This is a genomic window from Microbacterium sp. Leaf351, assembly GCF_001423825.1.
GTDB classification, from domain to species: domain Bacteria; phylum Actinomycetota; class Actinomycetes; order Actinomycetales; family Microbacteriaceae; genus Microbacterium; species Microbacterium ginsengisoli.
This window is the reverse complement of record NZ_LMPK01000021.1, coordinates 41,944-57,702: the sequence shown is the minus strand read 5'-3', so window position 1 is coordinate 57,702 and position 15,759 is coordinate 41,944. Positions and strand designations below refer to the sequence as shown.

Sequence of the window (15,759 nt, the reverse complement as noted above, 5' to 3'; positions counted from 1 at the left end):
CCCCGTCGGCACCCGGACTCCTTCTGAACGGAGATCCGCGCCCCGCATCCGATCGGCCGGACATCGTCGATCAGGATGCCGCACCTCGGCCGCGACCCGCGGCCCACACGACACCACGCACCGAACCGCGAGGCACACGCCCGGTTCCCTCCCCGAGGACTCATCCCATGTCGAACTCCGCCCTTCTTGACTCTCCCGTCGCCCGCCCCGCCCTGCGCATCGTCGAGCCCGCCGCCCCGGCCGCCCCGGCCGCCCCGGCCGCCCCCGCACCGGAGCGCCGTATCCCCGAGGGCAGCGAGCCCCGCGGCTTCGCGCTCTACGTCGGCTTCGACGAGGCCACCGCGGCAGCCGCCGGCGTCTCGCTCAACACCCTCGTCACCGCCCTGCGCCGCACCCTCGCCGACATCGCCCCGGGCGCCGAGACCTACGCCACCGTCGCCCTCGCCCCCGTCGGGGCCGGCGGCCGCGACGTCGACGTCGTACGCCTCGCCCTGCGCGAGCCCGGAGCCGTCGCCCGCACCAAAGCCGAGCGCCCCGCCACCGACGAACGCGCCGAATCCGGCGTCGTCGTCGACATCTCCCGCAAGCGCGTGCTCATCGACGGCGAGTCCGCCTCGTTCACCTACAAGGAGTTCGAGCTGCTGCAGTACCTGGTGCTGCGCGAGGGCCGTACCATCGAGCGCACCGAGCTCGTCGACTCGCTGTGGAGCAGCGACGACGCGGATGCCCCGGGCGAGCGCACGATCGACGTTCACGTGCGACGCCTGCGCGCCAAGCTCGGACGCTTCGAAGACATCGTGCGCACCGTGCGCGGCGTCGGATACCGCTTCGACCGTCACGCCGACGTGTCGATCCGCTACGGCCACGGAACCCCGTCGCCCGACCGCTTCTGAGCCGCCGCGGGCGCGCACGGGACATCCCCCGTCGGCACCTCGCCGACGTCGGCGGCGTCGCCTAGGGTGAGCGCATGACGCTCGCTCCCGCCGCCGCCTCGGCGGTGGGTCGCGACCCGAGACCCGCGAACACCCGCCCGCTCGAGACGGAGTACCGTCCGCGGCAGCCGCTCGATCTGCGGCGCACCGTGCTGTTCCAGCGACGGGGTGCGGGCGATCCCACGATGCACGCCGACGGGGCCGTCATCTGGCGCGCGAGCCGCACCCCCGACGGGGTGGCCACCCTCGCACTGCGCGAGACCTCGCCGGGCGTCATCCGCGGGGCAGCCTGGGGACCGGGCGCCGCGTGGGCGCTCGCCCAGCTGCCCGACCTGTGCGGGGCGCGCGACGACGCCGCGGGCTTCGAGCCGCGGCATCCGCTTCTCGTCGATGCCCACCATCGTCACCCCGGCCTCAGACTCTCGCGCACCGACCTCGTGTTCGACGCGCTCGCGAGTGCGATCGTCGAACAGAAGGTCACCGGCGTGCAGGCATTCGCCGCCTGGCGGCGCATCGTCACCTGGTACGGCGAGCGCGCGCCGGGACCGACTCCGCGGCCGCTGTTCGCACCGCCGTCGATCGGGGGGTGGCGCCGTGTGCCGTCGTGGTCGTGGCACCGAGCGGGACTCGAGCCGCCGCAGTCGCGCGCGATCGTGCGCGCGGCCTCCCAAGGCGAGGCGATCGTGCGGGCGACGAGCACCTCCCTCGACGAGGCCGACCGCGTGCTGGTGTCGCTGGCGGGCGTCGGGCCGTGGACCTCCGCCGAGACGCGCATCCGTGCGTTCGGCGACGCCGATGCGGTCAGCGTCGGCGACTACCACCTCGCGCACGAGGTGGGCTTCGCCCTCACCGGACATCGCACCGATGACGAGGGGATGCTGCACCTGCTCGAGCCGTGGCGAGGGCACCGGCAACGGGTCATCCGTCTGCTCGCGGCGGCCGGCGTGCGCGAACCCCGGCGGGGCGCCCGCCTGCATCCCGAAGACCACCGCGCCCGATGACCGCGGCGGGCCTCGCCGCGTCGATAGGCTGAGCGCATGGCTCCCGCGCTCGTCCCGGTCGGCGCGTGAGGCGCACCTGGCTCCCGCTCGGCGCGATCGGCCTGGCGGTGGTGCTCTGGTCGGTCGCCTATGTCATCTCGGCGTGGGCCCTCGAGACCGGCTCCCCCGCGGTGCTGTCGGTCGGCCGGTTCGCGATCGCCCTGGTCGTGCTCGTGCCGCTCGCGATGCGCCGCCGCCACTTCTGGCGCACCCTGGCGGACCCCCGCAGCATCCTGCTCGGACTCACCGGCGTGACCATCTACTACTCGCTCGCCAACATCGGCCTGCTGTTCACGACCCCCGGCACCGAGGCGCTCGTCTCGGCTTTGCTGCCCGTGCTCACCGCGATCGCCGCGGTCATCATGCTGCGCGAGCGCCTGACGGTCGCGACGGTCATCGGCCTCACGCTCGCCACCGGCGGCGTGGCGCTCGTCGCGGCGTCGGGATTCCGGGTCGACCTCGGCGCCGTGCTCTACGTCATCGGCATCAGCGCGTACGCGATCTACACCGTGCTGCTGCGTCGCTACGCCGCGCGCGAGGAAGCACCCGACCCGGTCGTGCTCGCCACGGCGACCGGTATCTGGGGCACCGTGCTCATGCTGCCCTGGCTCGGCTGGGAGGGCGTCACCGGCACGTTCGCGATCCCGACGGACCTGCGCGGGGTCGTCAGCATCTTCATCCTCGCGCTCGTGGTGACCGCTCCGACACTCGTGCTGTTCAACTACGGCGCCGAGCGCCTCCCGGCCGTCATCTCCGGTGCCGCGACCGCCGCGATCCCTGCGCTGGGCTACGCGTTCGCGATCGCGCTGGGCGAGACTCCCGACCCGATCAAGGTGTTCGGCGGCGTACTGGCCCTCGTCGGCGTGATCGTCGCGACGCTCTCGCAGCCCGACGTCGAGCCGACCGAGCCGGGACTCAGCCCGCGCGCGTGAGTCACGATTCGAGCGAGCTCACGCTGATCCGCGGCCTCAGGCGCCCAGACGATCGAGGATGCTCCGCAGCACCGTGATGACGCCGTGATCACGGTTCGACGGCGCGACGTAGCGGGCTCGCGCCACGATGTCGGGGTGGGCGTTGGCCATCGCGAAGGAGTGGGCCGCGGCATCCATCAGCTCGAGGTCGTTGAGGTAGTCGCCGAACGCGACCGTCTGCTCAGCCGTGACCCCGAGCGCCTGCTGCAGGCGGGTGAGCGCGTGCCCCTTGTTGACATCGACGTTGAGCACGTCGACCCAGCACTCCCCCGAGACGACCACCTGATGGGTGGCCCGCAGGTGCGCGAGCGCCGGAAACGCGGATGCGTCGGCCCCCGCGAAGTCGAACACCGCGAGCTTCACGATCTCATCGTCGACGGCAAGCAGGTCGTCGACGACCTCGAGCGCCGCGTAGTACCGGTGTGCCTCGGTGCGGAACGCGGCATCCGATCGTTCGATGTAGGCGCCGCGCTTGCCGCACAGCACAAGCCCCGCGTCGGCGTCGATCGTCCGCACGAGTCTCACGACCTCGGCGACGATGTCGCGCTCGAGCAGGTCGGCGCTGAGCTCGACGCCGTCACGCATGACCAGGGCGCCGTTCTCGGCGATGAAGACCATGCCGTCGGCGTGGCTGTCGAAGTCGCGGCGAAGCGTCGCATACTGGCGGCCACTCGCCGGAGCGAACGCGATGCCCCGATCGTGGAGGTCGTCGAGCAGCGGCCACAGGTCGTCGGGCACGGCTCCGTTCGCGTCGAGCAGCGTGCCGTCCATGTCGACCGCGATCAGGCGAAGGTCGATCGACGGGAGCGCGTCGGCGGGAGTGAGTGCGGTCGGCGGGGCGGCGGCGTCGGGGGTCACACGGCTATTCTCCCGCGCTCACGCTGCCGTTCGGCTCCGGACGGAGTGCCCCGGACGATCCCCCTCCTCCGTGGCGTCCGCGGCGGCCGGCGGAGGCGGCGTCTCGGCGTAGGCGCGGGACAGCCGTCGATAGGGGCGCGAGACGAAGGCGATGAGCACGATGACGAGCATCGCGATGCTCGCCCCGACGAACGCCAGCGCGATGCCGCGCGCGCTGCCGTCACCGAGGAGCCACCCGAACGTGTCGCGGCCCGCGTCAGATCCCATGTACGGGATCAGCGCGTACTGCGCGACGGGTCCGATGAGAAAGGCTGTCACCGGTGCGGCAGCGGTCTCGATGCTCGTCGCGAACCCGAAGACACGCCCCTGGGCGCGATAGGGCACGACCCGCTGGATGACCGTCTGCTCGGCTGCCTCGACCATCGGCATGAGCATCATGAAGGCGAACATGCCGACGACGTAGAGCCACCACCACTCGCGCAGCGTGAAGGTGAGTCCGACGCCCGCGACCGCGAGATTGGCGAGCAGCATCGTGCGGATCGGATTGCGCCCCAGCCCGAACCGTGCCACCACAGCGCCGCCGGCGATGAAGCCGACACTCGTGACGCCGAGGACGATGCCCCAGATCTGCACGCTGAACAGCTCCAGCCCGTACGGGTCCATGAGGGACATGAAGACGCCGCCGACGAGATTGTTGAAGGTCGAGAAGAGCAGCAGGGCGAACAGCCCCGGCACCGCGCGGATCGCCGGGATGACCCCACGCATCGTGAAGCCCGACCCGCCGCCCTCGACCTTCGCGATCTCGCGTTCGGGGATGCGCACGGCCATCAGATGCGCGAACGAGACGGCGGTGAGCCCGATGCCGACGAACGTCGTGCCGCCCATTCCGAGGAAGCCGACGGACAGCCCCGAGAAGACGCTCGTCACCAGGAAGGTGACCCCCTGCACGGTGCCGACGAGTCCATTGGCGCGGTCTCGGCGATCGGGCGGCACGAGTAAGGTGACCGTCGTCGAGAGCGCGATGTTGCGCAGGTTCTCGACGACCCCGCCGATGAGGATGACGCCGGCGAACACCCAGAACCACGGCCCGCCCCAGTCGATGAGCGCGCGTTCGGGCACCGCGAGGTAGACCGCGCCGGCGCAGAGGTAGGCGATCAGGGTCACGAGGCTCGAGAGCACCATGACCGCCTTCTTCCTCATGTGATCGACGAGCGCGCCGAACACGACACCGAGCAGGGCGACGAGCAGCATGTAGCTGCCGCCGATGATCGACGTCGCCAGCACGTTGCGGGTCTCGAGGTAGGCCCAGAACGTGAGCGCATACCAGAGGTAGCTGCTCGTGACGTTCGCGACGAGGGTGTTGAGCACGACCTGGTGAAAGCTGCGCAGCGCGCGACGAGCGTCGGGGCCGACAGGCGCGAGAGCGGTGCCCATGCGTTTCTCCGATCGTCGGGGGGATGCCTCGGGGAGACGTGCTGCGGCCCATCATGCCGCGCGCCTGCGACATCCGATACCCGGACGGGCCCTCCGCCCCGCGGGTGCCCGCCTCGACGCCGCCTGCACCGCCGTCGGGCGACGCGGACCGACATCAACCGCGCGCGACCTCGTCGACCACGCGTGCTCCCCGCTCGAGGAGGGGCGACGCCCAGGTCTCGAAGAGGGTTGCGCCGCCGAACCAGTCCCGCCCGTCGCGTCGCCCCGTCTCCCAGGTGCGCAGCAGGCTGAGGGCGAGGTAACCGCGCATACGGAGTGCCTCGTGGGCTCGGGCCGCCTGACGGGATCGATATGCGCGCAGGAACGACGTCGCGAGCGCGTCGTCGTTCGCGTACAGCGGCCACCAGATCGCCACGGCGATGTCCTCGTCGGGGTCGCCCGCGCGCCCGCCGCCGAGGTCGAGCACGCCCGTGAATCGGAGTCCGTCGGGTGCGCGGTCGGCGAGCAGATTGCCGAGGCCGAGGTCGCCGTGCACGTACGTCGGCACGATGTCGCCGATCGCGGCGGCGGCGGGCTCGACCGCCGCGTCGACGAAGGCGCGGTCGTCGGGTGCCAGGGAGGCGGCGAGGGCGTGCTGCCGCACGCGCGCGAGGAACGCCTCGGCGGCCGTCCGGTCGTCCGGTCGAAGGTCGTCGACGGCCGCATCCCATTCGCCTGCCGCGCTGAATCTGATGTCGTGGAGCTCCGCGACGGCACGACCGAACGCCGCGCCGACCCGATCGCCTCTCCCGGCACGACCGGGCCGGAGCGCCGCTCCGGGGAGCCTCGGCATCACGGCCGCGCCGAGGGTCTCGTCGACGACGAAGGGCCACGGCGAGGCGAGCGTGCGGGCACGCTCGTGCACGACCCGGGCGAAGTAGCGCTCACGGCGCAGGTCGTGCACGGCACCGACCCGCACCACGTGCTCGCCGCGGTCGGTGCGCACGAGCACGACCGCGTTCTGCGACCCGCCGAGCGGAACGACCCCGGTCACCACGCCGAGGTCGTGGTCGCGCGCGAGGCGGGCGACCAGATCGGCGGAGAGCGGCACGCGACCGACGGTAGTCGACGGCATCCGCAGACGACAGGGGTCTCGATGACCCGCCACCGACGCCGCCCCGCGCGCGCCGAGGACTAGGGCTCGGCCTCCTGTGCCCGCAGCGACGTCTCCTCCGCGTCGATGGCGCGCAGCGCCGCGAGCACCGCGACCTCCTGGAACCGGCGCTCGCGGCGCGCGACGAGAACCGCTTCGCGCTGCGCCTGGATCATCGCGCGGCGCAGACGATGCATGGACTGCAGCTGGGGCCACGCGGCATCCGCCCCGGCATCGAGCGTCTCGCCGAGGAACGCCGCGTCGGCGCGCAGCAGCTCGACCACGCGCGGCTCGTCGTCGGGGGTGACGGTCTCGTCCAGGCGACGCAGCCCCGCCTGCCGCGCCTCTGCCATCAGCAGCTTCACCTCGGTGTGCTCCTGCAGGTCGTTGCGCGCCGGCAGGTGCAGCGCCCGCACGATGCGGGGCAGCGCGAGACCCCCGATCAGGCTCGCGACGACCACGACGAACGCGAGGAACTGCAGGTACTCCCGCATCGGCGTCTGCTCGGGCAGCAGGAACACGGCGGCGAGCGTCACGACGNCCCGCGGACCGAACCGGTAGACGAACGTCGTGATCATCACCCACACGAAGCGGGAGAGGATGAGGGCCGCGAGGATCGCGGCCACGATGCCGACCGTCGGCCACAGGCCCGGTCCGGTGCGCACGGCGCCCTCGAGGATCCCGGCCAGGTTCAGGCCGATGAACAGGAACACCGCGTTCTCCAGCAGGAACTGGATGGTGCGCCACACGAGCTGCGCGGCGACGCGGGACTCGGCGCGGATGACCCCGGGCGAGCGGAAGCCCACGTACAGCCCGGTGATCACCACCGCGATCACCCCGGAGCCATGCAGCTCGTCCGCGATGAGGAACACCGCGAACGGCACCGCGAGCATGAGGGTGGTGTCGAGCACGGGCGAGCGCAGCGGCCGGCGCACCACGGTGAGCAGCGCGCCCGCGCCGACCCCGACCGCCACCCCTACGCCGACGGCGAGCACGAAGTCGAGCGCCACCGTGCCCGGGTTGACGACGCTCACGATCGCCGCGATCGCCGCGTTCAGCGCGACGAGCGCGGTCGCGTCGTTGAGCAGGCTCTCGCCCTCCAGGATCGTCACCACCCGTCGCGGCAGGCCCACTTTGCCCGCGATCGCCGTGACCGCGACCGCGTCGGTCGGGGCGACGACAGCGGCGAACGCGAAGGCGGCGGCGAGGCCCACGGCGGGCAGCACCGCCCACGTCGAGACTCCGACGACCACGACCGTGAAGGCGACGAGGCCGACCGAGAGCAGCAGGATGCTGTCGTTGCGGGCGCGGATGTCGATGAGCGAGGTCTTCAGCGCGGCCGCGAACAGCAGCGGCGGGAGGATGCCGAAGAGGATCAGATCGGGTTCGACGCTCACCCGCGGCACCCACGGCACGAACGACGCGATGCCGCCGACGACCACGAGCGCCACCGGTGCGGAGAAGCCGATGCGACCGACCAGGCCGGTGACGATGACCGTGACGAGCACGAACGCCACCACCCAGGCGATGGTGGCGACCGGATCCATGCGCCCAGTATGTCGCGCGGGAAAACCGGCGCGGCGCGGAGCGCTGTGGCGAGCATGACGACAGTCGGAATCATCGGAGCAGGACACATCGGATCGACCCTCGCCCGCGGCCTCGTGGACCGCGGCTACGACGTGGTGATCGCCAACTCGCGCGGGCCCGAGACCCTCGCCGACCTCGTGGCCGACCTCGGCCCGACCGCCCGCGCCGCGACAGCCGAAGAGGCCGCGGCCGCCGGCGACTGGGCCATCGTGACGGTGCCGCTCAAGGCCCTCGACCAGGTGCCGGTCGCCCCGCTCGCGGGCAAGATCGTGGTCGACACGAACAACTACTACTTCGAACGCGACGGCCACATCGCCGCCCTCGACGAGAACCTCACCACCACGTCGCAGATGCTGCAGGAGCACCTTCCCACCTCGACCGTGGTGAAGGGCTTCAACCACATCATGTCGACGCAGATCCTCACCGACGGCACCCCGGCCGGAACCCCCGACCGGCGCGCCCTCGCGACCGCGAGCGACTCCGACGAGGCCGTCGCCTTCATCACGGCCCTCTACGACGAGTTCGGCTTCGACACCGTCAGCGCCGGCCCTCTCGCCGAGAGCTGGCGCGTCGAGCGCGACCGTCCGGCGTACGTCGTTCGGCAGAACGCCGACGAGCTCGTCGCGAACCTCGCGGCGGCCGAGCGCTGAGAACCGACCGACGGATGCCGCGGCCCGCGGCATCCGTCATCGGTAGAGTCTCATCGTGACCGCCCCCATCGACGCGACCACCACGCCCGCCTGGGCTGAGCTGGCCGCCGCACACTCCTCGTTCCACCCCGATCTGCGCGGCTGGTTCGCCGCGGACGCCGACCGCGCGGAGCGCCTCAGCTTCCCGCTGGCCGACCTGCATGTCGACCTGTCGAAGAACCTCATCACCGACGAGATCCTCGCCTCGCTCGTGCGCCTGGCCGAGCAGACCGGGGTCGCCGCGCGCTACGCCGAGATGCTGTCGGGCGCGCACATCAACACCACCGAGGACCGGGCGGTGCTGCACACGGCGCTGCGTCGCCCGGCGGGCGCGAGCCCCGCGCTGGTCGTCGACGGACAGCACATCGACACCGACGTGCACGAGGTGCTCGGCCGTATCCGCGCGTTCGCCGAGCGGGTGCGCTCGGGAGAGTTCGCGGGCGTCACCGGCAAGCGGGTCGCGACGGTCGTGAACATCGGCATCGGCGGATCCGACCTGGGTCCCGTCATGGTGTTCGAGGCCCTCAAGCCCTACGCCGACGCCGGCATCGAGGCCCGGTTCGTGTCGAACATCGACCCGACCGACATCGCCCAGAAGACCGCCGATCTCGACCCCGAGACCACGCTGTTCATCGTCGCGTCGAAGACCTTCACGACGCTGGAGACCCTGACCAACGCGCGTCTCGCGCGCGACTGGCTGTGGGCGAAGCTCGCCGAGCAGGGGGCGATCGGCAACGACGAGGCATCCCGCACGAACGCGGTCGCACACCACTTCATCGCGGTCTCGACGGCGCTCGACAAGGTGGCGGCCTTCGGCATCGACACCGACAACGCGTTCGGATTCTGGGACTGGGTGGGCGGCCGCTACTCGGTCGACTCGGCCATCGGCACGTCGCTCGCCATCTCGCTCGGCCCCGACGTGTTCGACGAGTTCCTCGCCGGCTTCCACGCGGTCGACACGCACGTCGCGACGACCCCGCTCGCCCAGAACGTGCCGGTGCTGCTCGGCCTGTTGAACGTCTGGTACGTCAACTTCCTGGGCGCCCAGTCCCACGCGGTGCTGCCCTATTCGCAGCTGCTGCACCGCTTCCCGGCGTACCTGCAGCAGCTCACGATGGAGTCCAACGGCAAGTCGGTGCGCTGGGACGGCACGCCCGTCACGACCGACACCGGCGAGGTGTTCTGGGGCGAGCCCGGCACGAACGGGCAGCACGCGTTCTACCAGCTCATCCACCAGGGCACCCGGGTGATCCCTGCGGACTTCATCGCGTTCGCGAACCCGGCCTTCCCGCTCGTCGACGGCGACCGCGACGTGCACGGGCTGTTCCTCGCGAACTTCCTCGCCCAGACCAAGGCGCTCGCGTTCGGGAAGACGGCCGCCGAGGTCGAGGCGGAGGGCACGACGGGCCCGCTGGTGGCCGCCCGCACGTTCTCGGGCAACCGCCCGACGACCTCGATCTTCGCCCCGGCGCTCACCCCGTCGGTGCTCGGCCAGCTGATCGCGCTCTACGAGCACATCACGTTCACGCAGGGCACGATCTGGGGCATCAACTCCTTCGACCAGTGGGGCGTCGAGCTCGGCAAGCAGCTCGCCCTGCAGATCGCGCCCGCGATCGAGGGCGACGAGGCGGCCTTCGCCGCGCAGGATGCCTCGACCCGGAGCCTGCTCGCGTACTACCNGACGGGCGCCGACCGGGATCCCCCGGGTCGGCGCCCGTCGTCGTTCGCGCTCCCGCCCGGCAGACACCCACCGCACCCGTGATAACGTCGATGACGGCGCTTCGGCGCCTGCGTCGCTGACACGCTCCCCGACTTCCCCGTCGCGGTTCTTCTCGAGCGGCGACCCGAGGTGCGATCACGCACCCGCGCCCTCCCCGCGTGCACATGTCTTCGTGAGCGCGCCCTCATCCCGAAAGTCCCCCATGTCTTCGTTCCTGTCTCTCGGCGTGCCCGCGCCGCTCGTCTCCGTGCTCGAGGCCACCGGCCGCACCGAGCCCTTCCCCATCCAGCGCGACACGCTGCCCGACTCCCTCGCGGGTCGCGACGTGCTCGGCCGCGGCCGCACCGGCAGTGGCAAGACGCTCGCGTTCTCGCTGCCCCTCGTCGCCCGCCTCAGCGGGGCGAAGGCCGCAGCCCGCCGCCCCGGCCGTCCGCGCGGTCTCGTGCTCTGCCCCACCCGCGAGCTCGCCACCCAGATCGCGGCGACCATCACCCCGCTCGCGGAGGCGGCGGGTCTGCGCGTCACCACGATCTTCGGTGGCGTCAGCCAGCGCCCGCAGGAGCAGGCCATGCGTGCCGGCGTCGACATCGTCGTCGCCTGCCCGGGCCGACTCGAAGACCTCATGAAGCAGGGTGTCGTGACCCTCGACACCGTCGAGATCACTGTGCTCGACGAGGCCGACCACATGGCCGACCTCGGCTTCCTGCCGGGCGTCACCCGCATCCTCAAGGCGACGCCCGCCGGTGGACAGCGCCTGCTGTTCAGCGCCACCCTCGACCGCGGTGTCGACGGCCTCGTGCGCTCGTTCCTGCGCGACGAGGTGCGTCACTCGGTCGACGAGTCCAGCGTGCCCGCCGCCGCCATGACCCACCGCGTGCTGCTCGTCGCCGACGACCACAAGGCGAGCCTCGTCGAGACCCTCGCGTCCGGCGTGGGGCGCCGCATCCTCTTCACCCGCACCAAGCACCAGGCCAAGAAGCTTGCGCGCCAGCTGACAGCCAGGGGCATCCCGGCGGTCGACCTGCACGGCAACCTCGGCCAGGGCGCCCGCGAGCGCAACCTCGCAGCCTTCGGCGCCGACCCCGCAGCCGGAGGTGTTCGCGTGCTCGTCGCGACCGACGTCGCCGCCCGCGGCGTGCACGTCGATGAGGTCGAGCTGGTCGTGCACGTCGACCCGCCGCTCGAGCACAAGGCCTACCTGCACCGCTCGGGCCGCACCGCGCGCGCCGGCGCCGAGGGCACCGTTGTCACCGTCGTGCTCGCGTCGCAGAAGCGCGACGTGGCCGACATGCTGCGCAAGGCCGCCATCACCGCACCGTTCGAGAACGTGGATGCCGACACCCCCGCTGTGCGCGACCTCGTCGGCGAGATGGCTGCGCGCGTGGCACCGAGCGCCGCTCCGGCCGCCGCCGCGCAGAAGCCGAAGACCCAGCCGCAGAAGGCGAAGCCCCAGGGTGGGTCGCAGCCGGCCGCCGGTCAGGGCGGATCGCGCGGTCGCCGGTCGTCGGGCGGCACGTCCGGCGCCGGTCGCGCGTATGCCGCGACGCCGCGTTCCGGCGAGGGACGCCCGGCGCGCGGCGGCCAGGGGCAGGCACAGGGGCAGCGTTCCACGCAGGGACAGCGTGCGCAGGGCCACGGTGGGACCGGACAGGCCCGCCACGGCGGCGCGAACGGCGCCGCACATCCGCACGGCGGCCGGCCCGCGGCATCCGAGGGCACGGCCGCACGCCCTGCGGGCGCCCGCCGGCACCGTCGCGCCAGCCGCCCCTGACGCGACGCCGCACCGAGGTCTCGCGGCCCCGGGTCTGTCGCTCCGACCGACCGACCCGGGGCCGCGGCATCCCGTCTCAGTGCACTCGACGGGTGCCGCGATCGGCGGCGGCGCGGGCACGACGCCGATCACGATGGGCGGAGATCAGCGTCACGACGCCGTAGAGGAGGAGCGCGCCGACCACGATCGGGATCACCCACATGCGCCAGTCACCGACCAGGATGTTGTTGATCCATCCGATGTAGGGCACGGCGTACCAGAGCTTGCCCACGACCTGCGCGGCGAGCACCGGCTTCGCGTCGTCGACATTGTTCGCGTCGCCGCGGGTGAGGAACAGGGGGGCGCCGTCGCCCGACGCACCGATTCCCACGATGCGGTGGGTGACGACCGCGGGCTTGCCCGATTCGAGCTGATACGTGACGACGTCACCGGTACGCAGCGTCGACGGATCGACGGGCCGAACGACGACGAGGGTGCCGGGGGGATACAGCGGCACCATCGACCCGGTGAGCACCGTGTAGGCGCGTGATCCCGTCACGGCCGGCACGGCGATGACGACGATCGCGATCAACGCGACGATCACCAGCGGAGCCCAGGACAGTCCCGCCGCGATCATCCGCACCACGGAGACCCGCTCTCCGGATCGGTGGCGCACCGCGCGGCGGGTGGCGGGGAGGGTGTCGGTCATCTGTGGTGCTCCCTGCGTCTCACCGAGAGCACGGCGCCCGCGCCCAGTGCGCCGAGACCGGCGAGCAGCACGGTGCGCAGCGTGTCGCCGTCGAACCAGCCCGTGCGCGGCAGTGCCGACACCGACGGCGCGGGTGCGGACGCGACGGGGCAGGTCGAGGCCGGCGGTGCCGTCATCGCGTCGCTCGCGGTCGAGACGACCTCGAACGACACCGCCGTGTTCTGCGCGGTGCTCAATCCCGGTGAGACGGCGAGCGAGAGCGTCACCGGGATCACCTCGCCCGGTGCGAGTCGCGCCGACGCCAGTGCGAGACATCCGGTGACCTCACCGAGCTGCTGCGGGGCGTCCCCTCCTCCCGCGATGCTCGTCGCGAGCAGCAGGTCGCGCGAGCTCGAGGACACATCGGTGGCGAAGAGGGCGACGGATGCCGCGGTGCTCCGGTCGTTGCGCACCGAGAACGTGGCGTCGAAGGCGGATCCCGGCACAGGACGCCAGGACGCGGGCACGATGTCGAGCGGGCCGGATGTCCACGTGGAGCCGTCGGCGCTGAAGGAGAGCCCCGGTTCGCCTGCCGCCGTGGCGGCCCGCGCGACGGCAGGCGCGGCCGCCGGCGCGAGCGGGAGCGCTGCCGCGGTGAGCACGGCGAGCAGCGCGACGGAGCCGGTCATGTGCACTGCACCCCCAGGCCGAGCCCGAGCACCGACACATAGGTCAGATGAGCGATGCCGACGTACACCGTGGTACTCCCAGCGGTGTAGCTCACGGTGACGTAGTGGTCGCCCGCGCTTCCGCCGAGGAGGGCGTTGGTGATCGTGCGGGTGGCGGTTCCGGCGGGCACACCCGTCGCTGTCGAGGTGGCACCGGTGTCGAGCGTGAAGGTGTACGTACCCGAGACCGGCGCGGTGTATGTGACGGTGGCGGACTGTGCGGCGACGTTGAGGATGCCCGGGTTGGTCAGGCACGACATCCACCCCGTGCTCGTCGCGGTCAGCGGGGCCGACTGCGACGTGCTCCAGTTCTGCTGCGCGGGGGTGAGGGTCAGGGTGGCGGCGGCTGCGGGGCTCGGCGGGGCGGCCCCGCTGGCGGTGCTCGCGACGACACCGGCGACCACGATCTTCAGGCAGGCGTAGGTGGTGGCGCCCGGCGCCGGAAGGTTCGTCGAGAGGGTCGCGGATGCCGCGGCGAGCAGGTTCTGCGCGGCGACGCCGCTGTAGGTGGCATCCGTCGCGCAGGTCGAGGCGCTCGCGGCCGAGGTGATCTGCACGGTGGCGGTGGCCCCGCTGCCGAGGGAGTTCGTTCCGGGCGCCGTGGCGACGGCGACGCTCGCCCACGGCGTGGTGCCCGAGTTGGCCATGGTCACCGCGGCGTACTGGGAGCCGGTGCGCCCGAAGAACGACACCGCGGTCGCGCCGGGAGCGGTGACCGCGAAGGTGCGACTCGATGCCGCGACCGTCGTCTGCGCGCTGACGGACCAGTAGGCGAACGCGGCCGCCGGTGCGAGCACCGCGAACGCACAGGCCGCCGCGAGGGCGGCGATGGCGGCGGTTCTGCGGGTCATGGCGGTGCTCGATGTCCGGTCACGGCGATGTCTGGGAGCCGGTGAGGGTGAGGGTGGGCGACGCGCTGGCGGCGAAGGTTCCATTGGCGGCCGTCACCGGAAGCGACTGCCAGACGCAGAGGGTGGCACTCGCCCCTGACGCCAGCGTCGGCGCCGTCGTCGGTGAGGTGAGACCGCCGGCGAGACTCCACGTCCACAGCCCCGACGCCGGTGGGGTCGCCGCGCAGGTCGCGCTGGTCTGCGTGGCGAAACTCACCACGACGTTGCCGCCGAGATTCGACGACGACGCCCCGGCGAGGGCGACGGCGGCTCCGAGGCGCAGCCCGACGGCGCCGCCGTTGGTGACGGTCCTCACCGCGATGAGGTCGGCCGGGCCGCCCGGATACACCCCGGCAGGGGTCACGGGCGTTCCGGCGGTGATCGCGAGCGAGGGCGTTCCGGTCGTGACCGTGGCGGGGCTGACGCTCGTCGCGGACGAGAACGATCCGTAGGTGCCGGGCGCGACGACCACGGCGAGCACGACAGCCCCGAGGACCAGGGATGCCGCACTCACCGCGGTCGTGGTGCTCCCGCGCATGACCGTCGGCTGGTTACGGAGCGACCTGGGTGAGGGTCAGGCCGATCTGCGACAGCGAGATCGTCGAGTTCACGCCGACCTGATCGCCGGTCGATCCGAACGGCCAGGAGATCGTGGTCGTCACGCTGAGCGAGGTCGTGCCGTTCGGAATCGCGTACGACCCGGCCGACGGGGTGATCGTCGTGCCCGATTGGTCCTTGACCGTGTACGTCGGCGTCGCGCCGAGAAGGGTCTGCAGGCCCGAGCTCGACGACGTGAGGGCACCGCCCGTCAGTGCTGCCGAGACCTTCAGGTTCGTGCCGACCGCCGTCACCGGGAAGGTGGCCGCGTACTGCAGCGTGTCACCCGGAACGGCGAGGTAGCTCGCCGTGTCGACGCTCGTGAAACTGGACCCGAGGTACTTCTCCACCGACCAACCCGACGACGATGCCGTGCCGATCGTCAGCTGACCGGTCGTGACCTGCGCCGGCGTGACCGTCGCCTGCGAGCTCCAGTACGCGAGCGATCCTCCGCCTCCGAAGAGCAGGACGACACCCGACGCGATCGCCAACGTGCCTTTTGTTGCCTTGTTCATGTTGTCTCCCCAATGAGATCGCCAGGGAGACTCCACCGTCCCCCTGTGCCGCACCCCGAGCGATTCCCCCTCGCTCTCCCCAGGTGCGTGGCGGCACTCTACGCCGCCGCCTCCGGGGTCACGCCAGGCCATTGCCTCACGTCCTCGTGCGCCGTATGCTCTATCGTCCTCGTCGGCGCCGACGACGAGCGGATGCCGCGGCTCAGCCCGCGAGCGCCGCGTCGAGCG

At 72.0% G+C, this 15,759-nt stretch carries 14 protein-coding genes and 2 pseudogenes; 6 read left to right on the top strand and 10 right to left on the bottom strand.

The window, feature by feature from the left end:
• Positions 1 to 167 precede the first annotated feature (167 nt).
• The 3 genes from ASG00_RS07635 to ASG00_RS07625 all read left to right on the top strand — a co-directional run bounded on the left by ASG00_RS07635 (position 168) and on the right by ASG00_RS07625 (position 2,904).
• Entirely contained in the window at positions 168 to 893 is a 726-nt protein-coding gene (locus tag ASG00_RS07635; RefSeq protein ID WP_056208138.1) for a winged helix-turn-helix domain-containing protein, read from the top strand.
• Positions 894 to 967: 74 nt separating this feature from the next.
• The gene (locus ASG00_RS07630) at positions 968 to 1,933 is read left to right on the top strand and encodes a DNA-3-methyladenine glycosylase family protein (RefSeq protein ID WP_056208134.1); all 966 of its coding nucleotides are present in this window, start codon (positions 968 to 970) and stop codon (positions 1,931 to 1,933) included.
• Positions 1,934 to 1,998: 65 nt separating this feature from the next.
• A complete protein-coding gene (locus ASG00_RS07625) occupies positions 1,999 to 2,904 on the top strand; it encodes a DMT family transporter (protein WP_045245826.1) in 906 nt (301 codons plus the stop codon).
• 36 nt (positions 2,905 to 2,940) lie between these two features.
• Here ASG00_RS07625 and ASG00_RS07620 read toward each other — a convergent pair whose 3' ends face one another.
• From ASG00_RS07620 to ASG00_RS07605, 5 genes and pseudogenes are all read right to left on the bottom strand, one after another.
• Complete coding sequence (locus ASG00_RS07620) at positions 2,941 to 3,801, bottom strand: Cof-type HAD-IIB family hydrolase (protein WP_056208131.1); 861 nt, start codon at positions 3,799 to 3,801, stop codon at positions 2,941 to 2,943.
• Between the two features lie 18 nt (positions 3,802 to 3,819).
• A complete protein-coding gene (locus ASG00_RS07615) occupies positions 3,820 to 5,235 on the bottom strand; it encodes an MFS transporter (RefSeq protein ID WP_082483141.1) in 1,416 nt (471 codons plus the stop codon).
• Between the two features lie 154 nt (positions 5,236 to 5,389).
• Positions 5,390 to 6,325, bottom strand: coding sequence for a phosphotransferase family protein (locus tag ASG00_RS07610; protein WP_156454727.1), 936 nt, complete (start codon positions 6,323 to 6,325; stop codon positions 5,390 to 5,392).
• An 83-nt stretch (positions 6,326 to 6,408) separates the two neighbouring features.
• A pseudogene (locus tag ASG00_RS17670) lies at positions 6,409 to 6,907 on the bottom strand (Na+/H+ antiporter); the annotation flags it as partial.
• A 1-nt stretch (position 6,908) separates the two neighbouring features.
• Positions 6,909 to 7,914 (bottom strand): cation:proton antiporter (locus ASG00_RS07605; protein WP_235559428.1); only part of this gene is annotated, 1,006 nt, incomplete at its 3' end.
• A gap of 54 nt (positions 7,915 to 7,968) precedes the next feature.
• On the opposite strand from ASG00_RS07605, the gene ASG00_RS07600 reads away from it, so the two are divergent.
• The 3 genes and pseudogenes from ASG00_RS07600 (at position 7,969) to ASG00_RS07590 (ending at position 12,134) form a co-directional block, all read left to right on the top strand.
• Positions 7,969 to 8,604, top strand: a complete 636-nt coding sequence (locus ASG00_RS07600) for an NADPH-dependent F420 reductase (protein ID WP_056208174.1) — start codon at positions 7,969 to 7,971, stop codon at positions 8,602 to 8,604.
• Positions 8,605 to 8,656: 52 nt separating this feature from the next.
• A pseudogene (gene pgi / locus ASG00_RS07595) lies at positions 8,657 to 10,322 on the top strand (glucose-6-phosphate isomerase); the annotation flags it as partial.
• A 243-nt stretch (positions 10,323 to 10,565) separates the two neighbouring features.
• The gene (locus tag ASG00_RS07590) at positions 10,566 to 12,134 is read left to right on the top strand and encodes a DEAD/DEAH box helicase (RefSeq protein ID WP_082483139.1); all 1,569 of its coding nucleotides are present in this window, start codon (positions 10,566 to 10,568) and stop codon (positions 12,132 to 12,134) included.
• Positions 12,135 to 12,210: 76 nt separating this feature from the next.
• Here the strand turns inward: ASG00_RS07590 and ASG00_RS07585 are convergent, their stop codons facing one another.
• From ASG00_RS07585 to ASG00_RS07565, 5 genes are read right to left on the bottom strand one after another with little or no spacing between them, the layout of a single operon-like run.
• Positions 12,211 to 12,822: a signal peptidase I gene (locus tag ASG00_RS07585; protein ID WP_056208121.1), complete on the bottom strand. Its 612-nt coding sequence runs from the start codon at positions 12,820 to 12,822 to the stop codon at positions 12,211 to 12,213.
• Positions 12,819 to 13,490 carry a hypothetical protein gene (locus ASG00_RS15345; RefSeq protein WP_056208118.1) on the bottom strand — a complete coding sequence of 224 codons (672 nt, stop codon included), beginning with the start codon at positions 13,488 to 13,490 and terminating at the stop codon, positions 12,819 to 12,821. Before ASG00_RS15345 ends, ASG00_RS07585 begins: the two co-directional genes overlap by 4 nt.
• Positions 13,487 to 14,380 (bottom strand): hypothetical protein, encoded by an 894-nt coding sequence (locus ASG00_RS07575; RefSeq protein WP_056208114.1) that lies wholly within the window; start codon positions 14,378 to 14,380, stop codon positions 13,487 to 13,489. Before ASG00_RS07575 ends, ASG00_RS15345 begins: the two co-directional genes overlap by 4 nt.
• A 19-nt stretch (positions 14,381 to 14,399) precedes the next feature.
• Positions 14,400 to 14,957 carry a hypothetical protein gene (locus ASG00_RS07570; protein ID WP_056208111.1) on the bottom strand — a complete coding sequence of 186 codons (558 nt, stop codon included), beginning with the start codon at positions 14,955 to 14,957 and terminating at the stop codon, positions 14,400 to 14,402.
• Between the two features lie 13 nt (positions 14,958 to 14,970).
• Complete coding sequence (locus ASG00_RS07565; protein WP_162237844.1) at positions 14,971 to 15,531, bottom strand: alternate-type signal peptide domain-containing protein; 561 nt, start codon at positions 15,529 to 15,531, stop codon at positions 14,971 to 14,973.
• Positions 15,532 to 15,759 lie beyond the last annotated feature (228 nt).